21 protein-coding genes are annotated in these 23945 nt (G+C 55.2%); 6 read left to right on the forward strand and 15 right to left on the reverse strand.

Annotation, left to right across the window (positions count from 1 at the left end; all coding sequences use genetic code 11):
• Positions 1 to 66 precede the first annotated feature (66 nt).
• The 6 genes from ACE04F_RS03820 to ACE04F_RS03845 form a co-directional block, all read right to left on the reverse strand.
• Positions 67 to 1119 carry a lactonase family protein gene (locus ACE04F_RS03820; protein ID WP_434694791.1) on the reverse strand — a complete coding sequence of 351 codons (1053 nt, stop codon included), beginning with the start codon at positions 1117 to 1119 and terminating at the stop codon, positions 67 to 69.
• A 254-nt stretch (positions 1120 to 1373) separates the two neighbouring features.
• Positions 1374 to 4052 (reverse strand): aconitate hydratase AcnA, encoded by a 2679-nt coding sequence (gene acnA, locus ACE04F_RS03825; RefSeq protein WP_486104938.1) that lies wholly within the window; start codon positions 4050 to 4052, stop codon positions 1374 to 1376.
• Between the two features lie 141 nt (positions 4053 to 4193).
• Positions 4194 to 5108 (reverse strand): LysR substrate-binding domain-containing protein, encoded by a 915-nt coding sequence (locus ACE04F_RS03830; protein ID WP_486104993.1) that lies wholly within the window; start codon positions 5106 to 5108, stop codon positions 4194 to 4196.
• Positions 5109 to 5136: 28 nt separating this feature from the next.
• A complete protein-coding gene (locus tag ACE04F_RS03835; protein WP_434575657.1) occupies positions 5137 to 6645 on the reverse strand; it encodes a tripartite tricarboxylate transporter permease in 1509 nt (502 codons plus the stop codon).
• 22 nt (positions 6646 to 6667) lie between these two features.
• A complete protein-coding gene (locus tag ACE04F_RS03840) occupies positions 6668 to 7162 on the reverse strand; it encodes a tripartite tricarboxylate transporter TctB family protein (protein ID WP_030141434.1) in 495 nt (164 codons plus the stop codon).
• Positions 7163 to 8134, reverse strand: a complete 972-nt coding sequence (locus ACE04F_RS03845) for a Bug family tripartite tricarboxylate transporter substrate binding protein (protein ID WP_486104941.1) — start codon at positions 8132 to 8134, stop codon at positions 7163 to 7165. It abuts the gene before it with no gap.
• 376 nt (positions 8135 to 8510) lie between these two features.
• Here ACE04F_RS03845 and ACE04F_RS03850 point away from each other — a divergent pair, with 376 nt between their 5' ends.
• Together ACE04F_RS03850 and otnC are read left to right on the forward strand one after the other, a co-directional pair.
• On the forward strand, positions 8511 to 9470 hold the full coding sequence (locus ACE04F_RS03850) for a GntR family transcriptional regulator (RefSeq protein WP_486104943.1): 960 nt from the start codon (positions 8511 to 8513) through the stop codon (positions 9468 to 9470).
• Positions 9467 to 10105, forward strand: coding sequence for a 3-oxo-tetronate 4-phosphate decarboxylase (otnC, locus tag ACE04F_RS03855; RefSeq protein ID WP_095962572.1), 639 nt, complete (start codon positions 9467 to 9469; stop codon positions 10103 to 10105). The genes ACE04F_RS03850 and otnC overlap by 4 nt, the downstream gene beginning before the upstream one ends.
• Before the next feature lie 61 nt (positions 10106 to 10166).
• Here otnC and ACE04F_RS03860 read toward each other — a convergent pair whose 3' ends face one another.
• The 4 genes from ACE04F_RS03860 to ACE04F_RS03875 all read right to left on the reverse strand — a co-directional run bounded on the left by ACE04F_RS03860 (position 10167) and on the right by ACE04F_RS03875 (position 15050).
• A complete protein-coding gene (locus tag ACE04F_RS03860) occupies positions 10167 to 11216 on the reverse strand; it encodes an AbrB family transcriptional regulator (protein WP_486104945.1) in 1050 nt (349 codons plus the stop codon).
• 78 nt (positions 11217 to 11294) lie between these two features.
• On the reverse strand, positions 11295 to 12563 hold the full coding sequence (otnK, locus tag ACE04F_RS03865; RefSeq protein ID WP_486104947.1) for a 3-oxo-tetronate kinase: 1269 nt from the start codon (positions 12561 to 12563) through the stop codon (positions 11295 to 11297).
• Between the two features lie 105 nt (positions 12564 to 12668).
• Positions 12669 to 13739: an isocitrate/isopropylmalate dehydrogenase family protein gene (locus ACE04F_RS03870; protein ID WP_486104949.1), complete on the reverse strand. Its 1071-nt coding sequence runs from the start codon at positions 13737 to 13739 to the stop codon at positions 12669 to 12671.
• Positions 13740 to 14111: 372 nt separating this feature from the next.
• On the reverse strand, positions 14112 to 15050 hold the full coding sequence (locus tag ACE04F_RS03875) for a GntR family transcriptional regulator (RefSeq protein WP_486104951.1): 939 nt from the start codon (positions 15048 to 15050) through the stop codon (positions 14112 to 14114).
• A 221-nt stretch (positions 15051 to 15271) separates the two neighbouring features.
• Here ACE04F_RS03875 and ACE04F_RS03880 point away from each other — a divergent pair, with 221 nt between their 5' ends.
• The 4 genes from ACE04F_RS03880 to ACE04F_RS03895 all read left to right on the forward strand — a co-directional run bounded on the left by ACE04F_RS03880 (position 15272) and on the right by ACE04F_RS03895 (position 20107).
• Positions 15272 to 15949: an aspartate/glutamate racemase family protein gene (locus tag ACE04F_RS03880; RefSeq protein WP_486104953.1), complete on the forward strand. Its 678-nt coding sequence runs from the start codon at positions 15272 to 15274 to the stop codon at positions 15947 to 15949.
• 179 nt (positions 15950 to 16128) lie between these two features.
• Positions 16129 to 16872: an acetoacetyl-CoA reductase gene (gene phbB, locus ACE04F_RS03885; RefSeq protein ID WP_030141425.1), complete on the forward strand. Its 744-nt coding sequence runs from the start codon at positions 16129 to 16131 to the stop codon at positions 16870 to 16872.
• Between the two features lie 118 nt (positions 16873 to 16990).
• Entirely contained in the window at positions 16991 to 18325 is a 1335-nt protein-coding gene (locus tag ACE04F_RS03890) for a CitMHS family transporter (RefSeq protein WP_030141424.1), read from the forward strand.
• 159 nt (positions 18326 to 18484) lie between these two features.
• Positions 18485 to 20107: a methyl-accepting chemotaxis protein gene (locus ACE04F_RS03895; RefSeq protein ID WP_486104956.1), complete on the forward strand. Its 1623-nt coding sequence runs from the start codon at positions 18485 to 18487 to the stop codon at positions 20105 to 20107.
• A 104-nt stretch (positions 20108 to 20211) separates the two neighbouring features.
• On the opposite strand, the gene ACE04F_RS03900 is transcribed toward ACE04F_RS03895, so the two are convergent.
• The 5 genes from ACE04F_RS03900 to ACE04F_RS03920 all read right to left on the reverse strand — a co-directional run bounded on the left by ACE04F_RS03900 (position 20212) and on the right by ACE04F_RS03920 (position 23741).
• Positions 20212 to 20343, reverse strand: coding sequence for a cupin domain-containing protein (locus tag ACE04F_RS03900; RefSeq protein ID WP_434694811.1), 132 nt, complete (start codon positions 20341 to 20343; stop codon positions 20212 to 20214).
• Positions 20344 to 20780: 437 nt separating this feature from the next.
• Positions 20781 to 22253, reverse strand: coding sequence for a MocR-like pyridoxine biosynthesis transcription factor PdxR (gene pdxR, locus ACE04F_RS03905; RefSeq protein ID WP_434694813.1), 1473 nt, complete (start codon positions 22251 to 22253; stop codon positions 20781 to 20783).
• 134 nt (positions 22254 to 22387) lie between these two features.
• The gene (locus ACE04F_RS03910) at positions 22388 to 22600 is read right to left on the reverse strand and encodes a hypothetical protein (protein ID WP_486104959.1); all 213 of its coding nucleotides are present in this window, start codon (positions 22598 to 22600) and stop codon (positions 22388 to 22390) included.
• 101 nt (positions 22601 to 22701) lie between these two features.
• The gene (locus ACE04F_RS03915) at positions 22702 to 23085 is read right to left on the reverse strand and encodes an ATP-binding cassette domain-containing protein (RefSeq protein WP_486104995.1); all 384 of its coding nucleotides are present in this window, start codon (positions 23083 to 23085) and stop codon (positions 22702 to 22704) included.
• Positions 23086 to 23357: 272 nt separating this feature from the next.
• Entirely contained in the window at positions 23358 to 23741 is a 384-nt protein-coding gene (locus ACE04F_RS03920) for an ABC transporter permease subunit (protein ID WP_434694815.1), read from the reverse strand.
• Positions 23742 to 23945 lie beyond the last annotated feature (204 nt).

Consider the following 23945-nt stretch of genomic DNA (forward strand, 5'->3'; position numbering starts at 1 on the left):
GCGATCCTCACTCGAATCAGACCGGAGCCTGCTTCTGTCATTGCATTATTGTAAGTCAGCACATTGTCAAGCGGAAAAGACCATGCATACAGGACTGCCGGTGGAAACCGAAAATCCCGTTTTGCTCAATCCGCCGGTTTCTGGATCTATTGCCATCGAAACGATGCTGTCGCTGTCTTCGTTGAGTGCGAACAGGAACCGTTCATTCGGCGTTAGCATGAAGAAGCGTGGAGTTTTGCCGTCAGTGAGCATGAACTCCACCGGAGTCAACAAACCCGTGTTGTGGTCAATGTTAAAGACAGCCACACTGTCATAGCCACGATTGGAGGCATAAACAAAACGACCACTGCGATCGACTTCGATCTCGGAGGCGCGACTGTTGCCAGTGAACGTGGATGGCAAAGAAGTCAGCACTTGCAAAGGCTTCAACGAACCATCCTGAGCATCTAAATGGTAGGTCGTCACCGTCGAATCCAACTCGTTGATCACGTAGGCGTAAGGCGCTGTCGGGTGCAAGGCCAGATGCCGGGGGCCCGCGCCTTCACGTGAAACCACGAACGGCTGCTCGGCAGGAATCAATTGACCTCTGTCAAAGCGAAAACTGAACACCCGATCCAGACCTTTGTCCGGGACCAGCACGAACTTGCCGCTGTGATCGAACGGGTTGAAGTGCGGCTTGGAAAAAGGTTGCTCGATCCGGTGCGGTCCCATCGGACCTTCCAGCTTCACCAACTGATTCAGCGTCCCCAGCGAACCGTCCTCGGCCACATGCATGACCGCCAATGACCCGCTGATGTGGTTGGAGACCACCAAGAAGCGCTCGGTCGGATCCAGTGCCAGATGCACCGGGTTCTTGCCTTCACAGCTTTGCTGGTTGATAAACTCCAACCTTCCGCTGGATTCGTCGATGCTGAAGGCACTGATCTCGCTCTTGTCGCCGTGCACGGTGTACAAGCGATCGCCCGCCTTGTTCAACGCAAGAAACGACGGGTTAACCAGGTCCCTGACCACTTGGATCAAGGCCAGAGTCCCGTCCTCCTGGTCGACTTGGTAGACACTGATACCCTCGCCGCGGGCATTGCGTTCGCGAGTAGTCCGTGACCCGACATAGGCGTACATAGGAATGATCTCCAAGTAACAGGTTTGTTTTTCAGAAGGTCGGCAGCCTGGGCGAAACCAGCGGGCAACAGCGAGCCAAGCACAGAGATCCCTGCGCCCATGGCCATGTGTTTAAGTCCCGTGCGGCGGGTTTTATCGCCGCTTGAAAGAACCGAAGATCGGGTATACCTGCGCTGCTTTTATCGCCGTGCATAACTGCTGTTCCTTATTGTTGTAATCGCAATACTGGCCTGCGCGCAGGCCATATACTCAAATCACTGACGTGTGCGCTTGACCACTTTGCGAATCACGAAGGGCAGCACCCCTCCGTTGACCAGGTAGCGAATTTCCTGGAGGGAATCGATACGTACCCCGAGATCGACCTGTTGCTGATCGCCATTCGCGCGATGCATGACGAGCGTCACGTGGTTCTCACCGACGCTAAGATCATCAAGCCCCAGGAAGTCGAAACGCTCATCACCCTGGAGTGTCAGATCGTCGACAGACTGACCTGACTTGAACTGCAACGGAATCACGCCCATGCCGATCAGATTGCTGCGATGGATACGCTCGATGCTTTGCGCCACGACTGCTTTGACACCCAATAAGGCCTGGGCCTTTGCCGCCCAGTCACGGCTGGAACCGGCGCCATAATTGATACCTGCAAACACCACCATCGGTGTGTGCTGGGCGGCATAGCTTTTGGCCGCCTCGTACAGAGGCAGGCATTGGCTGTGATCAGCGTTCCACGCCCAAGCACCGAGCCCGGGTTGCATGTCGCCAAGAAGCCGATTTTTCACTGCTTTGTTTGTGAAGGCGCCACGCAACATCACTTCGTGGTTGCTTCGACGGGTGGAATATTGATTGAGGTCTTGGGGATTTTCACCGCGCTCCAGCAACCATTGTCCGGCCAAGCTATCGGCAGGAATGGAATAAGCTGGCGAAATATGGTCCGTTGTCACGTTGTCACCCAAGACCATCAGCGTGCGCGCACCATTTATGGCCAAGGTGGATTTTGGCTCAGCCGCGATATCGGCCAAGTATTGTGGGCGGCGCAGATAAGTTGAATCAGGGCTCCATGGGAACCGCACACTGCCTTCAGCCGACAGCGATTGCCAGTGGTGTGTACCCTCCCAGACCTTGGCGAGGCGCTGCCGGAAAAACTCTGGCTTGACGACCTTGGCTACCTGGGCAGCGATTTCAGCGTCGGATGGCATCAGATCGCAAAGGTAAACAGGGTTACCCTCATGATCATTGGCCAAGGCGTGCGACTCGAGATCAATATCGATGGTCCCGGCGATGGCATAAGCCACACACAGGGCTGGGGATGCCAGGTAGCCAGCGGGCACCTTGGGATTGACTCGCCCTTCGAAATTTCGGTTACCGGACAGTACCACTACACCCTTCAGACCTTGATCCGCAAACAGCTCCACATGCTCTTCAAGCGAGCCCGAGTTACCGATGCAGGTCATGCAACCAAAACCGGCAAGGTCGAAACCCAACGCAGAAAAATCCTCCAGCAGATCAGCTTCTGCCAGGTAATCGGCTACCACGCGAGACCCTGGAGACAGCGACGTCTTGACCCACGGCTTGCGAGTCACCCCGAGCTGACGAGCTTTACGTGCCAGCAGTCCGGCCTGAATCATCTGCGATGGATTGGCTGTGTTGGTGCAACTGGTGATCGCCGACATGACGACCGCACCGTGGGTGATCGGCTCATTGAAGGACGGCTCGAAAAACGTCGCTTGCGCAGGTCCGGCAATCAAATTGCTCCCCCCCATCACCTCATTTCGGAACGAGGCTGCGGCGTTGGACAACTTCTGACGCTGGTGCGGCTGGTGTGGGCCAGCGACGCTGACTTCGATGCTGTTCAGGTCCAACTCAATCAATTCATCGAACTGCGGTTCAGCCAACTCATCGCGTCGCCACAGTGGCTGGGCGCTCATGTAGCTGACGACCTTGCTGCACAGGGACTCTGATCGACCACTGAGCTTCAAGTAGGACAGGGTCTCGTCGTCAAAGGGGAAGAACACCACAGTGGCGCCGTACTCAGGCGCCATGTTGGACACGGTTCCTCGGGCGGCCCAGCTCAGGGCAGATAGGCCGGGACCGGTGAACTCGACAAACTTGCCGACGACCGAACGCTTGCGCAAGATTTCGGCCACATGCAACGACAGGTCGGTCGCGGTGACACCGGGACGCAGGGCATTCGTTACACGAATGCCCACCACTTTCGGGAAGCTGATCGGTACCGGTTCACCGACCATGGCGGCCTGCCCTTCAAGCCCACCCACCCCCCAACCCAAGACCCCGATGGCATTGATCATTGGCGTATGGCTGTCGGTGGCAACCATGTCGTCCGGGTGTAGCAAGCGTTGACCCTCTTCGGTTCGACTTTCCCAAACGACTTGCGCCAACGCTTCCATGTTCATCTGGTGAATAATGCCGGTGCCAGGCGGGATCACCCTGAAGTTGTCCAGGCTCTCTTGCGCCCACTTGATAAAGCGGTAGCGCTCGCTGTTGCGACGAAAATCGATGTCCAGGTTCTGCTCTACGGCATCGGCCTCGGCATAATGCTCAACGATCACTGAGTGGTCGATGGTCAGTACCGCCGGAATCAGTGGATTCATCGCTTTCGGATCACCACCCAGCTCAGCCACCACATCACGCATCCCGGCGAAATCGGCCAATGCCGGCAAGCAGGTCGTGTCATGGAACATCAATCGATTAGGCTGGAAAGGCACTTCGCAATCCGGGCCATTTCCGATGGCGCGAGCCAGCACCGATGGCAGTGATTCGGGCGAGCAACGCGCAACATTTTCCAACAGGATGCGAATCGAATAAGGAAGCTTGGACACCTGTACAGGCGACAGCATCTTGTTCAAATCGATGTAAGCAAACGGCTCGTCATCAATCACAAGATGGTTGTTGAGGTCGCAGGCAGTCTTGGTCATGCTCATATCGCTCAGGCTTTTTTATAATGGTCGCGGGACCGGGCTTAACCCATCGATGCCGCTGATAGGTCGATATTAGAAGCAGCCCCCGCTATTGAAAATTGATCAATCGCCACACCAGCGTTCTCCGATAGAGAACACTCAATCATCTTTACGATGATTCAGATGATCGATCAGCGTTTTCAAAGTAGGTGAGGCGGTGTCATATTTTTTGCAGACAAGCAGCAATGAACGACGGGCCCATGGCTCGTCCAATGTCACGGCCTTCAGTTTGTGGCTACGCAGATACTGGTTAATCACACTACGTGGTAGCACCGCCAGCCCAAGGCCTGTCGACACCATGCGGCACATACAATCGAAGCTGCTGATGCGAATCCGCAGCTTGAGATTCATGCCGAGTTTTTCGGCCTCGCTTGTCAGCAATGTGTGCATCGAGCTTTCCAGATGCGGTCCGACAAACTCGTGCTCCAGCACTTCTTTGAATCGAACCGATGTGTGACGTGCCAACGGGTGCCCGCCAGGAACAACCAACGTCAATTCATCACTGCGATAAGGTAATGTCTCCAGACCCTGGGCAGAGGTCTGTGCGGCTATGATGCCCAAGTCAGCGCGCCCATCGGCGACGGCGCGAATCACTGCTGACCCCACACGCTCCTCGATATCAAACTTGATCTGCGGGTAGAGCGACACGAACCGCGAGACATCGTCCGGCAAGAACTGAGACAAGGCGGAAGTGATGGCATGGATGCGCACATGTCCCTTGACCCCGGCGGCATAGTCCCCCAGTTCATGGTCCAGTTGTTCGATCGTCTGCTTCACCTGACGCGCATAAAACAATAACGACTGCCCTGCGGGTGTGAGATCAACCCCTCTGGCATTGCGGATCAGCAAGGCTGAACCAACCTGCGCTTCAAGCTCGGTAATACGCTTACTGACGGCTGACACTGCGAGATGCTTGATTCGAGCCGCTCGGGTCAAATTGCGCTCCTCTGCCACGGAAATGAACAGGTCCAGGCTGGTAATGTCGTATCGCACCCACTCACTCCTAACTGACATCTGGCCCAACGCTTTTCACCGAAAAACGTTAATCGTCTTCATGCAACTTGATGCCACGTGCGTGAAGCAGCGGTGGAATCACCAGCACCAACAGCGTCAGCGCAAGAATCGAGGCAGCTATAGGTTGCGTCACGAACACCATCCAGTCGCCCTGACTGATGGATAACGCGTTACGCAGTTGTTTTTCGGCCATCGGCCCTAGCAGCATGCCGACAATCACGGGCGCGACGGGAAAATCGAATCGTCGCATGACCACTCCTACCCAGCCGATGGCGAGCATGAGCAGCAGATCAAATGACGAGTGGCGCATCCCGTACACCCCGATAGTCGCGAATACCAGAATGCCGGCGTTGAGGTACGGACGGGGAATTTGCAGCAGCTTCACCCAAAGCCCCACCAACGGAAGATTCAAGACCAGCAGTATGACGTTACCTATGTAGAGCGACGCCACGAGGGTCCAGACCAGATCACCCGAGGTCTGGAAAAGCATCGGCCCCGGCTGCAAGTTGTAGTTCTGGAACGCCGCCAACAATATGGCCGCGGTGGCGGAGGTCGGGATGCCGAGCGTCAGCAGCGGCACCAGCGAACCCGTTGCACTGGCATTGTTGGCGGCCTCGGGACCGGCAACCCCTTCGATGGCCCCCTCACCCTTGCTGGCAGCAAAGTCTTGCGGGTGCTTACTCAATTTGCGCTCGGTGGAGTATGAAAGGAAGGTCGGGATCTCCGCACCACCGGCGGGGATTGAGCCAAATGGAAATCCGATCATCGTTCCCCTGAGCCAGGCCGGAACCGATCGCTTCCAGTCATCACGTGTCATCCACAACGAGGTCAAACGATGCCGACGTACCGCTTCTTCCTTTTGATAGAGCAGGCTGTACAACGCCTCCCCCACCGCGAACAATCCCACCGCCACCAACACGACTTCGATACCGTCGACTAACTCGGGAACTTCCCAGGTATAGCGGGCGATCCCCGAAGTGGAATCCAGACCGATCAAGCCGATGACCAGCCCAACGCCCAGCGATGCAAAACCTCGCAGCATCGACGCTCCCAACACCGCGGAAACGGTGGTGAACGACAGCACCAGAATCGCAAAATATTCCGCAGGTCCGAATTTCAACGCCAGGGTGGCAACGACAGGAGCGAACAGCGTCAGAAGCAGCGTCGCAATGGTTCCGGCCACACATGACCCTATCGCAGCCGTAGCCAGGGCCGGTCCTGCCCGCCCGTTGCGAGCCATGAGATTGCCCTCCAGGGCCGTGACCATCGAGGACGATTCTCCGGGAGTATTGAGCAGGATGGAGGTCGTGGAACCACCAAACTGAGCGCCGTAGTAGATACCGGCGAACATGATCAAGGCGCCCGTAGGATCGACCTTGGCGGTGATGGGCAGCAACAGAGCCACCGTCAGCGCTGGCCCGATGCCCGGCAAAACGCCAATTGCAGTGCCGAGCAGACAGCCGATAAACCCCCACAGGAGATTGATCGGTTGCAGCGCAGCAGCAAAACCTACCGCCAGGCTTGAGAGAATTTCCACCTTGTTAACTCCTTCAAACGGGTCAGATCCACACGTTGATCAGGTGTGGAAGGGAAACCCCTAGACCGGCGTTGAACAACCAGTAGATGGGCAAGGTCAGCGCGATACCGATGGCGAGGTCGCGCACTGGACGACGGCTGCCGAAACCTCGCGCCGAAAAAGCGAACAACAACCCGGCCGCCAGCACGAACCCGATGACTTCAATCAGCAAGGCCACGCCCAAGAGTCCAACAGTCACCCAGGCCGCGCCGGCTTTCCCGCCGGGAATGGTCGTGGCAGCCTCGTCGTCATGGTCAGGTAGGTTTCGCAAACCACCGGTGATCGCTTGATAACTCAGCAACAGGCCTACGCAGCCCACAAATGCAGCTACCGCATAGGGATAGACGTAGGCACTGAGAATCACAAAGCCCATCTCCGGTGGAAATCGAAAGGCCCCGTAAGCCAACACGCCACTGATAAGAATCAGGCTCGTGCCGACGGCAAGCTGCGTCAGCACCACCTTGGAAGGCCGGGGCATTTAAAGCAGCCCGACCTTGACCAGCATGGCGCGCAATCGCACATGATCCTCTTCAACAAACTTGCCGAACTCGTCGCCGGTCAGGATGCTCGGAGACCACGCGTTCACCTTGACGTTTTCTTGCCATACCTTGCTGTTGGTCCCTGAAAGAACGGCATCCACCACTTGTTTGCGCTGCTCCGGAGACAGATTTGCCGCACCGTAAACGCCGCGCCAGTTGTTGATTATGACGTCGTACCCCTTCTCCTTGAGCGTCGGTGCTTCAATGCCAGCGACCCGCTCCGGTGCACCGATACCCAGCAACCGGAACTGCTTGGACTGAACATACTTGGCCAGTTCAGCGTAGCCGCCGGTAATAACGGTGATATGGCCACCCAACGTCGCGGCAACGACCTCGCCACCGCCGGCATAGGCGATGTAATTCACCTTGTTGATCGGAACTTCCATCTTGCCGGCCAGCTCTGCGATTCCAATGTGATCGATCGACCCTTTGGAACCGCCACCCCACTTGATACTGGAGGGATCAGCCTTGAAGGCCGTCAGCAAGTCTTCCAGCGTTTTGTAGGATGACTCCTCACGCACCGCAAGCACGTTGTATTCCGTGAAAAGCCTGGCGATGGGAGTGACATCCTTCATGGTGATTTGCGGTTTGTTCTGCTCCTCGGATGTGACCATGTTGGCACCGACCACAATCAGCGCATTCGGATCGCCTTTCGTGCTGTTGGCAAATTGTGCCAACCCCAGCGTTCCACCTGCACCGCCCTTGTTTTCGAACGTGATGGATTTGACCGCATCAGCTTCGATCAAGGCCTTGCCGAGAATTCTGGCAGTCTGGTCATATCCCCCACCTACCGAACCGGGGGCCATGAATTTAACCGCATCCAATGCCTGGACGGCGGTCGAGAGCGTGATCGCTGACACGGCGGTTGCAATGAACATGCAACGGCTGAATCGACGGTTTGAAATGAGCATGCGTATTCTCCCGAGACTATTGTTTTTGTTGGTACCGGTTGAGTGTCGAGCGGAGCTGAATCTGTGATGCCTACGTACAAGCGTTGATCATGGGGTCGTTGGCAAGCCGTCCCTCAAGCCCGGATCGGAATGGGTTTGAAAGCCCAAACGCACGCCAATTTCGAACGCCGAGCCCCTAATAGACGCTACCGGAAATTGATTTGCAAGACGATAAAATACAATAAACGAAAAATAGCGTATTTTGTGCGAGCAGGCGGATGGTAGGGTACGTGTCCGGAAGGCAGATCCCTTATTTACGCGTAAAAATGCAATACGAGCCCTCCACTTTCCGATCCGGAATGCATGCACTCACTAAAACCTCATGTGTGAATCAAGTATGGCTTCAAGCGCCCTGGTGCAAACAATTGCGGTGCAGATCCGCCAAAAAATTCAAACCGGTGTGTGGTCTCCTGGCGATCACCTTAGCGCGCAGAAGGTGGCGGACGGCTTCAACGTATCGCGTTCTCCGGCGCGTGAGGCATTGGTGCTGCTCGCGGAACAGTCGATCCTCGAACAACTGCCCAATCGCGGCTTTTTTGTGCTCGAACCGCTCCAGGAAACCCGGGATTTACCCGACGATTCCGTCCCGTTTGAGGAACCGGACGCGTATTACCGGCTCTCCGAAGACTGGTTGAACAATGCCATTCCTGCCGAAGTCACCGAGCAGTTCCTACGCACGCGCTATGACCTGACAAAAGCCCAGCTCATCGATGTCCTCAATCGTGCAAGCAAGGTCGGCTGGGTAACACCGAAGCCGGGTTATGGCTGGCGGTTTCTGGATGTCGCAAAGACTCCGGAAAGCCTCGCACAGATTTATAGGGTGCGCTCGCTGATAGAACCTGCGGCTTTGCTGGAGCCGACTTATCGGCACGACGCTGCCAAGCTGCAACGGTTGAAGAAAGAACAGCAAAAGCTGCTCGAGGGAGGAATTGAAACCTTGCCAGCGGACGTTCTGCTCAAAAGCGGCATCCGCTTCCATGAAGAGTTCATCCAACTCTCAGGCAACCCGCTCTATCACATGATTCTGGTGCAAATGAACAACATGCGGCGGCTGATTGAATACCGCTCGATGATCGACCGAAACCGCTTTTACAAACAGTGCGCCGAACACATCCGCATGATTGAGCTGGTCGAACAGGACAACAACGCTGAAGCGGCGCAATTGATGAAACAGCATCTGAGTGGCTCGTTCGCCGATAAATCGCCAATCCTGCATTTGCGTTCGTTGGCTTCCGACATCAGCCCTTCCGCGCCTGAGCGTGGCGCTCCAGTGCTTACTGAGGAAAGCGATCGTTGAATATCGAACAGTTGTTGCGTGAAGAAATCTGCACGGTTGGAGCAAGCTTGTTCGCCCGGGGTTATACCGTTGGCAGCGCCGGCAATATCAGTGCGCGCCTGGAAGATGGCTGGCTTATTACCCCCACAGATGCTTGCCTTGGAAGGCTGAAACCCGAGGAGATTGCCAAGGTCAGCAAGGACGGCACTTGGGTTTCAGGAAATAAACCCTCAAAAACCCTGGAGCTGCATCGCCAGGTCTATGACCGCAATCCATCGGTGAACGGAGTGGTGCACACACACTCCACTGCATTGGTGGCGTTGACATTGAACGGGGTCTGGAGCAATGACGATATCCTGCCACCGTTGACGCCTTATCAAGTGATGAAGGTTGGGCATATCCCTTTGATCGCCTATCAACGTCCAGGCTCACCTGATGTCGCTGCTCAAGTTGCGCAATGGGCACTCCGGGTTCGTGGAGTGATGCTTGAGCGTCTTGGTCCAGTGGTTTGGGAAAGCTCGGTATCAAAAGCTAGCTTCGCGCTGGAAGAGCTCGAGGAAACAGCGAAGCTCTGGATGATTAGCAACCCCAAACCTGCCCCCCTTCATGAGCACGCAATTGAAGAGCTTCGGAACGCGTTTTCTGCCAAGTGGTAACGCCGGAGCCGCAGGAATCAAGGTCAATTCGGCGCGACCTGAGGCCACGCCGAGCAGCAATTTACTTTTGGGAACGACGCAAGCGCTTCAACCACAAACCATGAACAGGCTCGGCACAGACCATCACCACGACCAATCGCATGATCTGCATCGCAGTCACGATCCCGACGGCCAGATTCAATGCTTCTGCGGTGAGATACATCTCAGTACTGCTGCCCGGCATCATCCCCAAGGCCAGCGTCAAAGACGGGACCTGCAGCCATAGCCCCATTCCAGCTGCCAATATCACCGTGCAAACAATCATGGCCAAGGTGAACAGCGAAACCTTGAGAAGGTATGTTGGGGACGAGCGAAAAAAATGCCGGTCGAAATAGCCACCGAGCGCACAACCAATCATCAGTTGCCCGTAGTGGCTCAACTCCACAGGTAATGCGGTTTGCAGGTTGAACGTGGCCGTGACCACCGCACACAAGGCCATCGGCCCAAACATCCAAGGATTAGGCAACCGGCAGCGCTTCCAGATGACGGCCGTCAGCGCCCCACCTGCCAACATCGGCAACAGCCAGTGCCAGTCACTCGGGAAGCGGTCATGCACCACTGAAGGCGAGACCTGAGCTGTAAAAAACATCGCAGGGGGCACACATAAGACGATGAGTACCAACCGCATGCTGTGTGCAGCGGCGATCTGACTGACATTGGCCTTGTGCCTGATACCTGCCTGAATCATTTCGGAGAAGTTCGCCGGCATGAATGCAAAGAACGCGGTGGTGAGATCCATTCCCTTGCGCCGCATGAACTCTATGCCCAGTAGAGCCAGTAGCAACGTCAGGATTGCTGCGCAGAACATCAACACGAAATGCCCGAGGATTTGCTCTAACACAACGGGGGTGAAATGCAGGCCGATCGACGTCGCGATCATCCACTGGCCCGACAGACGCCCATAAGGTATCTCTGCAACTCGCCAACCCAGACAGCGCACGACAGTAACCGCCAACAACGAGCCAATGATCCAGGGCAGCGGCCAATTGAAGTAACTGGCGAGCAATGCGTCAACGATGCCGATCACAGGCGTCGCCCACCATAGCCTCATGGATTGGAAAAACGCTTTCATGCTGTCAGTCCAAAACACAGCTTGTTGACTGGCCCATCAGAACTCATGGCGCTGGCCCGACACAGGCCTACAGGCAGGTCATGGTGCATTGGCCAACGCTTTTTCGAAGAAATCAACGGAACCGAAATTTCCGGATTTCAGTGCCAAGGCCACCGGATCGTCGCGTAAGCCGAGAGTCCAAGGCACACCAGCGTCGATCATCGCGCCGATTCTCAACGCCTTGATCCCAAGGGCCTTGACCACCGCCCCAGAAGTTTCCCCCCCGGCCACCACCAATTTACGTACGCCCATGTGGTACAGCCCTACAGCAACGGCGGACAATGCGGCCTCAACGATTTGAGCGGCGGCTTCAATGCCAAGCTTCTGTTGTGCTTGTTTAACCGAATCCGGTTCGGCGCTGGCGTAGATCAGGACCGGACCGGCATGGATCAGGTCTTGCGCCCATGCAATAGCTTCACGTACCTGGTTCCGCCCGTTGGCAAGGAGTATTGGGTCAAGGGCAAAGCTCGGTCGTTTCTTTCGCCAGTGCTCGACCTGACCGTTGGTTGCCACCGAACAGCTGCCCGACACTACGGCAGCGAGGCCATCAACGAACGGCAACGCGGCTGCGTTCCGAGCGTCACCAAGCAACTCCAGACGAAGAAAATTGTCAGGCAGACCCAGGGCAACACCGGAACCGCCGATCACTAATGAATGACCAGCGACAGCCTGGCCGATCGCGTACAGATGCTCATCATTGAGGGCATCGACAACCGCGTAACGGTAGCCCTGCGCCTCGAGGTCGCGAAACGCTGCTGAAATGGCTTCTGATCCTCGGTTGACAACCTCGTGTGAGACCAGACCGACCGGTTTGGGTGTTTGCTGTTGAAGCACCCGGACCAGATTGGCATCGGTCATGGGCGTCAATGGATGATGGCGCATTCCGGACTCACTCAGCAGCAAATCACCGACAAATAGATGACCTTGAAAAATCGTGCGTTTGTTTTCCGGGAATGCCGGGCAAGCGACAGCGAACGAGGCCCCCAACGCGTCCGCCAGAGCGTCAGCGACCGGACCGATATTGCCGAGTGGCGTGGAGTCGAACTTCGAGCAGTATTTGAAGAAAAATTGCTGGCACCCCGCAGCACGTAACCATTGCAAGGCTTGCAATGAATCGTTGACGGCCGCTTCAGGGCTGATCGTACGGCTTTTCAAAGCGATCACCACCGCATCGATATCGTCCGGCACGGGTCCATCCGGTACACCGATCACTTGCAATGTTCGCATTCCGCCGCGCACCAACGTATTGGCCAAATCGGTGCCACCGGTGAAATCGTCGGCGATACAACCCAGTAGTAATTGACTCATTGTGCGCTCCTCGCGCCTGCTCCTCCGATGATGCGAAAGGAAGAACAGGCTTTTCTTGTTATTGATCCGGCAAACAATGAGCAGCCGGCATGGCACCCTGATCGATCAGCCGAGAAGAACCTTGGCAACCGCGTCACCAAACGCCTGGGTACCGAAACTGCCACCAAGGTCCGGGGTACGCTGTTGAGGGTTTTTCAGAACGACATCGACGGCCTTGTCTATCATCACCCCTGCATCAATCAGAACCGGGCGCCCATGGTGTTCACCCATCCACTGCAACAACATGCCAACGGAGAGAATCATCGAGACCGGATTGGCCTTGTCCTGCCCGGCAATGTCCGGCGCAGAGCCATGTTGCGCTTGGGCACAACAGTGGCTGTCGCTGGCCATCATCGAGCCCGCGAGCCCCAGGCTGCCGGATAATTCACTCGCCAGATCACTGATGATGTCGCCGTAGAAGTTCGTCGCGACCAATACGTCAAAACGCTCAGGATTGCGCACCAAGTGGGCCGTTGATGCATCGACCAACAGATCGTCGAGAACAACTTCCGGAAAATCCCTGGCCACGTTACGCACACACTCCAGGAACAGCCCATCGGTCATGTGAAAGCTGTTGGCCTTGTGGATAGCAGTGACTTTTTTCCCTCGTTTCATGGCCAGCTCAAATGCCCGGCGTGCGATCCGCTCGCTGCAATGGCGGGTAATCTTGCGCGTGGACAACGCCATGTCCGGCGTTGGCATCACTTCGCCCCAGCCGCGGCTCATGTTGCGATCCGGATAAAAACCTTCAGTCGCTTCGCGCATGATGACCAGGTCCATTGTCTTGCCTTCCTTCATGTTCGAAGTCAGGAACGGACGAGTACGCGCTGGACGCACATTGGCATACAAATCCAAACCAATACGAAAGCCAGCCGAAACGTTGCGACCGCCCTTTTCGGGAGTCGGATAGTCCGCATGGGACTGAGTACCCAGGATGATGCCGTCGTAGCCTTTGGCCTTTTCCAATACCTCTTCACGCAGCGTGGTGCCGTACTTCTCCAGGCTGGCGAAACCCACATCGTCGTAATCGAACGCGAGGCCAAGACCCAGTTTTTTGTTGGCGGCCTGCAGGACAGCCACGGAAGACTCAATGATTTCCGGACCAATACCGTCACCAGGAAGCACCAGAATACGCATCGCTAACCCCTTATTTTTATTGGGCGAATTTGCTGAGCCGGTATCCAGAAACCGTCTTTATGTACATCGTAACCACAACGTACAATTTCGGCGAGAGGTTGTCCTGACCATTTGCCTTCTGACAGTGCTGAGGAAACCGGCGTTATGTCGTTTCGATGTCGACATTGCATTTTATTGCACTAATATACAATTTGTGCAACCTTGCACTCAGCCTCAGGGAGGACCAGTACCTCGCCCCGATCATGGACGAATTGGGGCGCTGGATGGCGGCACTGACCGCTAGGCGCTCTTCAACGGGCGTGGCCGCGGGTTTGATGAAAGGCGGACAAGCGGTCGATGCGGACGGGGCGGTAGCGCTGAAGGAGATGCTGCTTAGCTGACGATCGAAACCTCAAGACTGCGCTGGTATTCCAGCTCGTCCCTGGCTTCTTTTTCAGTTTTTTGTCGCCCGACCACATCGAGGTGGGTGCGTAGAAAATCCGCGGCCTCTTCGCGCTGTCCACTTTCGATGAGATCCAGGAGACGGATGTGTTCTTTACACTGATTGATCAATCGCGGCCGATCCACGTTGGCCTTGTAAGCCATGAATCGACGCAACTGGTTTTGTCTACGGATGGCTTCGAGAAAAAAAGCATTGCCCGAGCAACGGACAATCAGCTCATGCAATTGTGCGCCGATTTGGAACAGCTGCGATCGCGACAACTTGAAAATGTCACCATCAAGCAATTGTTGCTGTGCCTTGCGCGCCTTGGCAAACGCGGCCTTATCCACCTCATAACCGGGTTCAAGCACTGCGGCGGGCTCAATCGCCATTCGAAACCGATAACTCTGGATGTGGGCCTTGGAGTCATGCAGAAAGCTGTTGATCTCCCAACCCTGCCCAGGCTTGCGCTCAACCATTGCTTCGTTGGCCAAGCGACTCAAGACCTTGAGAAGTTGTCCGCGAGGCACTTCGTACTTGCGGATCAACTCTGCTTCGAAAAATGTCGTCGGAATGTCCCCGCGAAGTACGTCATCGACCACACGCAGGTAAAAATCTTCAAAGGGATCAACTTCCAACGGCAGCTTTCCGCTGTCGATGCCGCGCGCGTCAGCGGTCAGGAAATACCCGCGATTGGGTTCCTTGATGGCCAGGCCAAGCTCGGCGAGCAAGGCAAACCCACGCCGTATCGGCGAGCGGGAGACGCCCAGTTCCTTGGCGAAGGCCTCTTCACGCAGCGGATCGCCGGCGCGCATGGATCTGGCTCGGGCCATATCAATGATCTTGGGCGCCAACTGCTCCGCCAGGTCTTTTTTGATCTTGGGCTTCATTTTGGACAGATCGCCCGTCAATGGTGGTTCAAGGATCGGTTCAGCTGAATTCATGGAAACCAGTATTGATAAAGGATGGAGTCAATGGCGAGAGAATGAACAGGGACGCCACATTGCGCAGCCTTGCAGAAAAATAACACACCTGATGCACATCAACACGTCAGGCGATGCAGTGCCAACTACCGCCCATTACAAACGCAATACTCGCCCAGGGGAATTCCATGTCCGTACCGCTTATTTATCTGATTCATGCCACACCGGTTTCCATAGCGCCGATCAACGAGGCATTCGAGCGGCTTTGGCCTGAGGCCAGGCTAGCGAATCTGATGGAGGATTCGCTGTCCCGCGATCTGGCAGACGCCGGTGAACTCACTCCGGCACTGACCGAACGCTTCCTGAAACTTGCCACCTACGCATCAGAGTCAGGTGCCGACGCGATTTTGTTCACCTGCTCGGCCTTTGGAGACGCCATTGATCGGTGCAAACGCACCCTGAGTATTCCGGTGCTCAAGCCTAACGAAGCGATGATTGAGGAAGCGCTGCAAAACAATGGCAAGCTCGCCCTGCTAGCAACTTTCCAACCCGCCATTGCATCGATGGTCGAGGAGTTCGAACAACATGCATTTGAACAGGGTCGGCCGCTCAAACTGACGACCCATATCTGCGACAGCGCTTTCGAGGCCCTGCGAAACGGCGATCAGGAGCGCCACGATCATCTGATCGTCGAGCGGGCTAGCCTCATAACGGACAGCGATCTGCTGTGCTTCGCGCAATTCTCCATGGCCCACGCAGCTGAAAAGGCAAGCAGGACCAGCGGCCTCAAGGCATTGACGACACCTGACAGTGCGGTACTGAAACTTCGCCGTCTCTTGCAAGCTCAAGGCCGGCCAAAAGGCTGAAAAAGGCGACGTACTCACGTGCTCCGGCAAGGTGACCGTTCGTAAGGATGCGGCGAATCCTGCATAAATTGTATCGCGTTCGCTTGCAAAACAATTTTCAGTGAGGTCTATTAGGCGCCAGTGGCTCCCGCAAGCCGCCCGCAATGCTCCCCACAAGAAAACACAACAGGAGTTAACGCATGACCAACAAAATCGCCTTTGTCACGGCAGGCATGGGAACGCTAGGCACCGCTGTCTGCCAGCGACTGGCAAAGGATGGCTTTACCGTAGTCGCGGGCTGTGGTCCGAACTCTCCCGTAAAGAACGCTTGGCTAGCGCAGCAAAAAGAGCTCGGTTTCACCTTCATCGCCTCCGAGGGCAATGTTGCTGATTGGGATTCTTGCTGCCAGGCCTTCGAGGAGATCCGAAGGAACGTCGGGCCTATCGACGTATTGATCAATAACGCCGGCACCGCCAGGAACGTGGTTTTCCACGATATGCAACCTAACGACTGGACCGCCGTCATCGATACCAATCTCAACTCACTGTTCAACGTGACCAAGCAGGTCATCGATGGCATGGCTGAACGAGGCTGGGGCCGCGTGATCAACATCTCTTCGGTCAATGCCCAGTTGGGCCAGGTGGGTCAGGTCAACTATTCGACCGCCAAGTCCGCAATCCGCGGCTTTACCCGAGCCTTGGCGCGCGAAGTTGGCCCACGTGGGGTCACTGTAAATACCGTATCGCCTGGCTACGTTGCCACGGCCAAACTCAAATCCATCACCACGGCCGATGTCATGGATCGCATCATCCAGGACATCCCTTCTCGCCGTCTGGGTACTCCCGAAGAGATTGCTTCCATGTGCGCCTGGCTCGCTTCCGATGAGTCCGGATACGCCAATGGCGCCGACTTTTCGCTGAATGGCGGCCTGCACATGAGTTGATGCCAGAACACTTGGCATGACTCACTGGCTCTCTCCCGACGAATTTCTGCGAAACCTTGATGCGCTTTAATGCGCAGCATCCATAAAAACAATTGTACTTTACGTCAAGGTGATACAAATGCTCTCATTTCTCGGCTACGGCATGATCGTGACCTTTATGGCGCTGATCATGACCAAGCGGTTGTCACCCTTGGTTGCCATGACGACAGTCCCGATCATATTCGCGCTTCTCGCGGGCTTCGGTCCGGATATGGGCAACATGATGATCGACGGGCTGCGCAAGGTAGCGCCAACCGCGATCATGGTGATGTTCGCGATCCTCTACTTCGGCGTGATGTTCGATACCGGCCTATTCGATCCGATCATTCAAAAATTCATCAAGTTGATCAACGGCGACCCGATGAAGGCCGTCATCTTCGCCACTTTACTCGCGGGGATGGTGTCGCTGGATGGTGATGGCTCGACGACTTACATGATTACCATCACGGCGATGCTGCCTTTGTTCAAGCGGCTGCGCATCGACCCGTTGTGCCTGACCTGTGTAGTGATCCTGGCGGCGAGCGTGACCAATCTGCTGCCATGGGGCGGTCCTTTGGCTCGCGCTGCGGCTTCTTTGCAGGTCGATACCGCTGATCTCTTCCTGCCACTGATTCCAGTGATGGTAGTTGCCTTCCTGGGGGTCATGGGACTGGCCTACTTCATCGGCATTCGGGAGCGTCAGCGTCTGGGCACCCTCCGCCTGTCGGTAGGTGCGGCGGCAACAGTCTTCGACGACGAAAATGATGAAGGCTTACCCTCGATGTCCGACGAGAACGCCGAGTTGCGTCGTCCAAAGCTATTCTGGCTCAACGCCGGCCTGACGATAGCTTTGATGACTGGCCTGGTAATGGAAGTGCTGCCACTTTCCATTCTGTTCATGGTCGCCTTCTCCATCGCGCTGGTGATCAACTACCCGCACATGAATGACCAGCGTCGCCGGATTTCCGCTCACGCCCCAACAGCCTTGAACCAGATCGCGATCTTCCTCGCTGCTGGCATCCTGGCGGGCATCCTTTCCGGTACCGGCATGGTCAATGCAATGTCAGCCAGCTTCCTGGCCATGCTGCCTGAAACATGGGGGCCTTACATGGCTCCGATCACGGCGCTGGCGAGTATCCCTGGCACATTCTTCATGTCCAATGATGCCTTCTACTACGGCGTGCTTCCGGTGCTTGCCAAGGCTGCGGCGGCTTATGGTATCTCCGCGGCGGAAATCGGGCGGGCCTCGCTGGTCGGTCAGCCTGTCCACCTTCTTAGTCCTCTCGTGGCCTCTACGTACCTGCTCTGTGGCTTGGCGGGTGTGGAGTTCAGTGACCATCAGAAATACACCCTTAAATGGGCATTTGCGCTGAGTTTCTTGCTGCTAGCGGTGTGCTTGTTGCTGGGCTTGTTTCCTTTGCATGCTGGAGGATGATCCTCGCAAACCCTACGTAAGGACTGAGTAGTACTGAATATCCCGGCCGCAGCAATGTGTCCGGGACTTTTTCTGAGGTGGGTGCAGCCTACCTCCTCTCCCATTGCAGTTGCCCTGGATCACCCCGCGGCAATTTTGCCCCGTTCGCAGGACTGAAAAATGTTCTTAAGAAAGATTCGGATCGCCCCCCGGGCTTTTTTGGGTTTTGCCGTCATTGCCTTTCTCGGGGTATTCCTGGGTTTTTTTGCTTTACAACAAATCAACGACGTCCAGTCTGAAGCGATTGATATCAAAGACAACTGGATGCAACGCGTGAAGGCACTGGGAGCTGCCAACGCTTCCCTGAACCGCTACCGAATGGGTTCGATGCAACATATCCTGTCGACGACTGACACGGATATGCAGTCCTACGAAGAAAAAACAGCGGGAAGATTGAAGCAGGTAAACGAGCAGATGAAGCTGTATGGAGCGCTTCTGACGAACGAGCAAGATAAGGTCCGCCTCGAAACATTCAACAAAAGCCTGAATGTCTATGCTGCTCATCATTTGGAGCTTCTTCGAATTTCCAGGGAAGGTAAAAAATCGGATGCTCGATCTTATTTACTGACCATCCGTGACTCCTACGACCAGTTGACGAAAAATTTCGACGATTTGATCGACCAGTCCAATCAGGGTGCGGAGCTCGCCGCAACGCGGTCCGCCGAGGCCTATAACAGTGCCACCAACGGCATCAATGCAGCCATTGCGCTTGTCGCGATCGGCACCCTGCTCATTGCCTTCATGCTAACTCGTAGTATCACCGTCCCGATTTTCGAGGCGGTCAAGCTGGCCGAGACCATTGCTGGAGGCGATCTGACGCAACCGATCAAGCCTCAAGGCAATGACGAAGCAACTCGTCTGCTTCAAGCCCTGTCCGTCATGCAGCAAAGCCTTTTAATGACCCTGAAACAGATCACCAGCTCATCAAACCAACTGGCCTCATCCGCGGAACAATTGAATGCCATCACCGCCGAAGGGGACCGCGATATCCAACAGCAGCACAGTGAAATCGAACAAGCCGTCACTGCAGTCACCGAAATGACCACGGCGATAGAAGAGATTGCGAGAAATGCCGCCTCGAACTCAGAGCGCTCAGATGCATCACGAATCATTGCTTTGAACGGTCAAAAACGCATGATCGAAACCGTAGACGCCATACAGACCCTCACCGGTGACGTAAAAACGAGTTCGCAGCAAATAGGCGCATTGGCCGATCAAACGCAAGGCATCGGCCAAGTGCTCGACGTGATCCGTGCGATCGCTGAACAGACCAATTTGTTAGCCCTTAACGCGGCCATTGAGGCTGCACGGGCGGGTGAGGCAGGAAGAGGTTTTGCGGTTGTCGCGGACGAAGTCAGGGCACTTGCTCACCGCACGGCGCAATCTACCAGCGAGATCGAGCAGATGATCGACCGCATTCAAGCCGGTACGGCACTGGCCGTCACCACCATGCAGAACAGCAACACGATGACGCAAAGGACGCTAGCCCTGGCTGACGCAGCAAACCATGCATTGGCTGAAATAGTCGCTGCAAATGACGATATCAACGGACGCAATCTAGTCATCACCAGTGCGACTGAAGAACAAGCCCATGTGGCTCGTTTGGTGGATAGAAACCTGCTCAATATTCGCGAGCTCTCTATTCAGTCATCCGAAGGTGCGCAGCAAACAACCGCAGCTTCACAAGCTTTGGCGCATCTGGCGGTCGAATTGAGTGCTGTCGTTAAGCATTTCAGGGTCTGAGGTCGCAGCCTCAGCAGCCAAGCATCCCCTTCCCTTCATTAAAGGCAGCGAGCGGCGCGGTTCAAACGCCCCTCGCTGCCTCTTTGCCTGTTGAGCAATCTTGGTCACTCGACGCTTCCACTCGTAACCACAGTGAACTTGCGGCTGAACTCCAAGACTTCGCACACACCGGTGTGCCCTGCCGGGATCGACACAGCATCGCCTGCCGTCATCTCGAATCGCTCGCCAGTGTCCATGGTGATTGCGATACGACCTTCAAGCAGTACGAAGGCTTCATCGTTTTCAAGCGCCAGTCGATCTTCGAAGGTTGAGAACTAAAAACGCGACGGTTTGTACGGTGGCTCGTTGATCGAAGCCTTCGTAGCGGTCGCGCGACGACTGCGGACATGCCAAGAAGTCGGGTTTCATTCAGAACTTTGCAGCTTTGGCTGCTATCGCAAGAGCCGCAAGCCGATGCGCCGCGCACGCCCACCTGCGGCCTAAGCCGAGCAATGCGCTGGGCGGAATTGAGCGCAGAGCCATCGCTCCTGTGCAACAACCCGACGTATCCCAAATGAATTGGTTCCGACAACAATCAGCGAATTCAGACCGACTTCTGACTTTCCACGAATTCAGCCAACCCGAGCGTCACGCCTGCAGCGCCCTTGTTGCCTTTGGTGAAGGATTTCTCCGATTAGCATGGGCCATTATGTGTGGTTTGATAGACCTCATAAAGCCGCTTCACCGCCGTTCCGATGTCATCTTGGCTCAGCGCGCCGTAGCCAAGTACGAACCCATCCTCAAAGGGACCTACATCATGATTGAATGCGCTCAACCGCCTCAGCAATACATCACGCTTGGCGGCTTGAGCTTGTAGGGCATCGAGGTCAACAGCCTGACGAAATCGCAAGGTCAAGTGCAAGCCAGCAAAGCCGCTACTGAGGCTGATCGCGTCACCAAAGGTTTCAGCCAGGCATTTTCGCAGCTCTGCCTGACGCGCCGCATACAACGGTCGAACATTGATCAGATGGCGCGTCAAATGGCCGTCACTTATGAAGTCTGCTAGTGCCGCCTGCAGGGGTAAGTGGCCAGGCCGGTAAAGGCTCAGCAAGCCCCTCACCATGGAGCTAACCAGGGAGGATGGGACGACCATATAGCTCATTCGAATTCCGGGGTACATCACCTTACTAAAGGTCCCCAAATAAATAACTCTGCCGGAACTATCCTCCCCCTGGAGCGACGGAGAAGGTGCTTGGTCGTACCTTAGCTCACTGTCGTAGTCATCCTCCACTATCCAGAAATTGCGTTGCGCAGCCTCGCGAAGCAAGCGTTCACGGCGGCTGCTGGACAATATACTGCCAAGCGGAAACTGATGAGAAGGCGTGACAAATACAAGCTTGGGATTCATCGCGTAGTGTTGGTCACGCATATCAATACCCTCGCGATCAACATTCACAGGGACTGAACGTACCCCTAATGATTTGAGCATCAGCGCACCGGCCCAATGTGACGGGTTTTCGATGCAGACCTGATCATTAGCGTCGGTCAAAAGCCTGACAATCAGATCCAGTGACTGCTGAGTTCCCATAGTGACAAGCACCTGCTCCGGGTTGCATCGAACCCCCCTCGCTACACGCAAGTAATCAGCCAATGATCTGCGCAGCGGCAAATACCCTCCTCCATTGGCGTATCCACTCAGTTGGGCCAGATGTTGTCCAAGGTATCGGTTCTGAAGTTTCTGCCATACAGCGTAAGGGAACGCAGCGACATCGGGCACGCCAGGCAAAAACGCACCCTCACGCTGCTGCAAGCCAGACGCACCCGAGAGTATCAATTGTCCCCTCAGCGAGATTGCGTCAGGAGGAACTGCTCGCGTAGCGACGGTATGAGAGCGAATGGGAGGCCGATCGACAACGAAAGTACCGCTTCCTATACTGCCGACCAGATAGCCATCAGCGGTCAACATGTCAAATGCCGCAACGATGGTGATTCTCGAAACCCCTAGCTGGGTGGCCAGGCTTCGAGTGGATGGTAAGCGCGATGACGGACGCAGCGTTCCATCCTCAATCATTTCCCTGAAGTGGCGGTAGAGTTGCTGCTGTAGTGAAACGGCAGACCTCCGGTCCAGAAGATCCTGAATCCGCTCACCAATTAACGAAGCTGTCATTTAACCTCCAACCTTAGGCAGCCAAATTATTATAGATTACAACGCTTTCCGACGAGTGTACGAGTGGAAGTCTCACGTAGCAGAATATCACCTCGCGAGCGCGAGACTTTTTGACCAGGTCAGTACCGGGGTTACTAAAAATTTTTGGGGAGAGCCTCTTCAATGATCTCGCCGTTTTCAAGAAAAGCCACCTGATCTGATACCGCTCTAGCGAACTCCATTTCATGAATTACCACGATGGTAAAGCCTTCGGTAGAGAGATTCTTCATGGCCTGAAGAACCTCTCCTACTTGCTCTGGATCCAGGGCCGAGGTCGGCTCATCAAATAAAATGACTTGCGGCCTCATCGCAAAGCGCTCGCGCGATTGCGCCCCCTGCTTTTGACATCCGACAGGGTAATGGAAAAGCGTATGCTTTATCGGCCATACCGACCTTGGCCAACAAATATTCAGCGTGAGCCAGGCTTCTGCTCGCAGGGTGTTTTAACTCGGATTGGTACTTCCATTACATTCTGGATTACTGTGAGGTGAGACCATAAACCGAAATTTTGGAAAACCATCGCAGTGCGAGCTCTAATGGTAGCCAACTCGCGCAAGCTCATAGGCTTATCCGAATCAGTAACCCCGATGCGCTGTCCTCCAATTCCGATGGTTCCGCTGTCGGGCACCTCAAGCCAGTTGATACACCGCAACATCGTCGATTTTCCTGACCCAGAGGTTCCTAGAACGCTCACCACCCGCGTTTTCGCGCACCAGGTCTCATTCTTCAGGACCTCAATACCATCGAAAGCTTTCGAGAGCCCGTTGATACTCACTTCAGGATACCCACGCATGCTCGAAACCTCGCTGAATTCCACATTTTCTTATCCCTCCCATACAGCGTTTCATGGACATACTTAGCGCGATATAGAAAGTGATTGTGACGACGAATGCCTTGGTGGGGACAAAATATCCCGCCTGGACTGTTTTGGCTGGAGCAGTAAGTTCCCTGAACTGTAATGATGGACGAAAATGCTGTGTCCTTGAGCGCGTAAATCATCTGATTACCGATCAAAGGTCGCGAGGCTAGCAACAACTCTGGCTATATTATGTATCCGTACATTTTTCAGGGCGGAAAGCCATAGGCAAGTGCTGCGTCTAGTTGCCCCTGTGGCACAATCAACCTGGGGCCGCGCAGAATCTCTGCGAAATACGCCCCATGGTATATAGCCAACCCGACCACCCCAGATAACCAAGCAACTACACGTAAACCTAGTTGCGGCAAACCGTAATAGATGAGACAGACCAACACCAGAAACGGAACTGTGCGCATCGTGTTCATGTAGCTTTTTACCAACAAACGAGGCAGGGAACCTCGTTCGAGCCAGTAATTCGCTATGCACCCGATCACGAAAGCAGACGAAAACGAGAATAGGAACAGCACTATGGTATTCAGTAGCCCTTTTAGAAAAATATCACGGGACTGCCAAAGGATCTCCCATTCGCTCATGACGGCACCTCACATTGCCAATCGATTGGCTTTACGCTCAGCAGTTGACTGCAGTTTCAGCAAGCGGCCGATTAACAACATATAGAACAGAGCCGCTGATAAAATTGGGGGTAGCGGTTCATAGGTCACAGAACTGATTCGGTTAATAAATCGCCTTCAACAACAGCCACCAAGCCCGAACGTTCATCTCTCTTCGTGGAAGCT

The sequence above is a fragment of the Pseudomonas sp. AGC41 genome (genome assembly GCF_057334555.1).

Bases quoted from the DNA above. Each gene is read 5' to 3' on its own strand.
- ACE04F_RS03910 (WP_486104959.1), bottom strand. From the start codon at position 22,600: ATGAGGCCGCAAGTCATTTTATTTGATGAGCCGACCTCGGCCCTGGAT.
- ACE04F_RS03915 (WP_486104995.1), bottom strand. From the start codon at position 23,085: ATGCGTGGGTATCCTGAAGTGAGTATCAACGGGCTCTCGAAAGCTTTC.
- ACE04F_RS03875 (WP_486104951.1), bottom strand. From the start codon at position 15,050: ATGAAGCCCAAGATCAAAAAAGACCTGGCGGAGCAGTTGGCGCCCAAG.
- ACE04F_RS03830 (WP_486104993.1), bottom strand. From the start codon at position 5,108: ATGTCAGTTAGGAGTGAGTGGGTGCGATACGACATTACCAGCCTGGAC.
- ACE04F_RS03860 (WP_486104945.1), bottom strand. From the start codon at position 11,216: ATGAAAGCGTTTTTCCAATCCATGAGGCTATGGTGGGCGACGCCTGTG.
- ACE04F_RS03920 (WP_434694815.1), bottom strand. From the start codon at position 23,741: ATGAGCGAATGGGAGATCCTTTGGCAGTCCCGTGATATTTTTCTAAAA.
- ACE04F_RS03900 (WP_434694811.1), bottom strand. From the start codon at position 20,343: ATGGACACTGGCGAGCGATTCGAGATGACGGCAGGCGATGCTGTGTCG.
- pdxR (WP_434694813.1), bottom strand. From the start codon at position 22,253: ATGACAGCTTCGTTAATTGGTGAGCGGATTCAGGATCTTCTGGACCGG.
- phbB (WP_030141425.1), top strand. From the start codon at position 16,129: ATGACCAACAAAATCGCCTTTGTCACGGCAGGCATGGGAACGCTAGGC.
- ACE04F_RS03840 (WP_030141434.1), bottom strand. From the start codon at position 7,162: ATGCCCCGGCCTTCCAAGGTGGTGCTGACGCAGCTTGCCGTCGGCACG.
- ACE04F_RS03845 (WP_486104941.1), bottom strand. From the start codon at position 8,134: ATGCTCATTTCAAACCGTCGATTCAGCCGTTGCATGTTCATTGCAACC.
- otnK (WP_486104947.1), bottom strand. From the start codon at position 12,563: ATGAGTCAATTACTACTGGGTTGTATCGCCGACGATTTCACCGGTGGC.
- acnA (WP_486104938.1), bottom strand. From the start codon at position 4,052: ATGACCAAGACTGCCTGCGACCTCAACAACCATCTTGTGATTGATGAC.
- ACE04F_RS03850 (WP_486104943.1), top strand. From the start codon at position 8,511: ATGGCTTCAAGCGCCCTGGTGCAAACAATTGCGGTGCAGATCCGCCAA.
- ACE04F_RS03895 (WP_486104956.1), top strand. From the start codon at position 18,485: ATGTTCTTAAGAAAGATTCGGATCGCCCCCCGGGCTTTTTTGGGTTTT.
- ACE04F_RS03890 (WP_030141424.1), top strand. From the start codon at position 16,991: ATGCTCTCATTTCTCGGCTACGGCATGATCGTGACCTTTATGGCGCTG.
- ACE04F_RS03870 (WP_486104949.1), bottom strand. From the start codon at position 13,739: ATGCGTATTCTGGTGCTTCCTGGTGACGGTATTGGTCCGGAAATCATT.
- ACE04F_RS03880 (WP_486104953.1), top strand. From the start codon at position 15,272: ATGTCCGTACCGCTTATTTATCTGATTCATGCCACACCGGTTTCCATA.
- ACE04F_RS03820 (WP_434694791.1), bottom strand. From the start codon at position 1,119: ATGTACGCCTATGTCGGGTCACGGACTACTCGCGAACGCAATGCCCGC.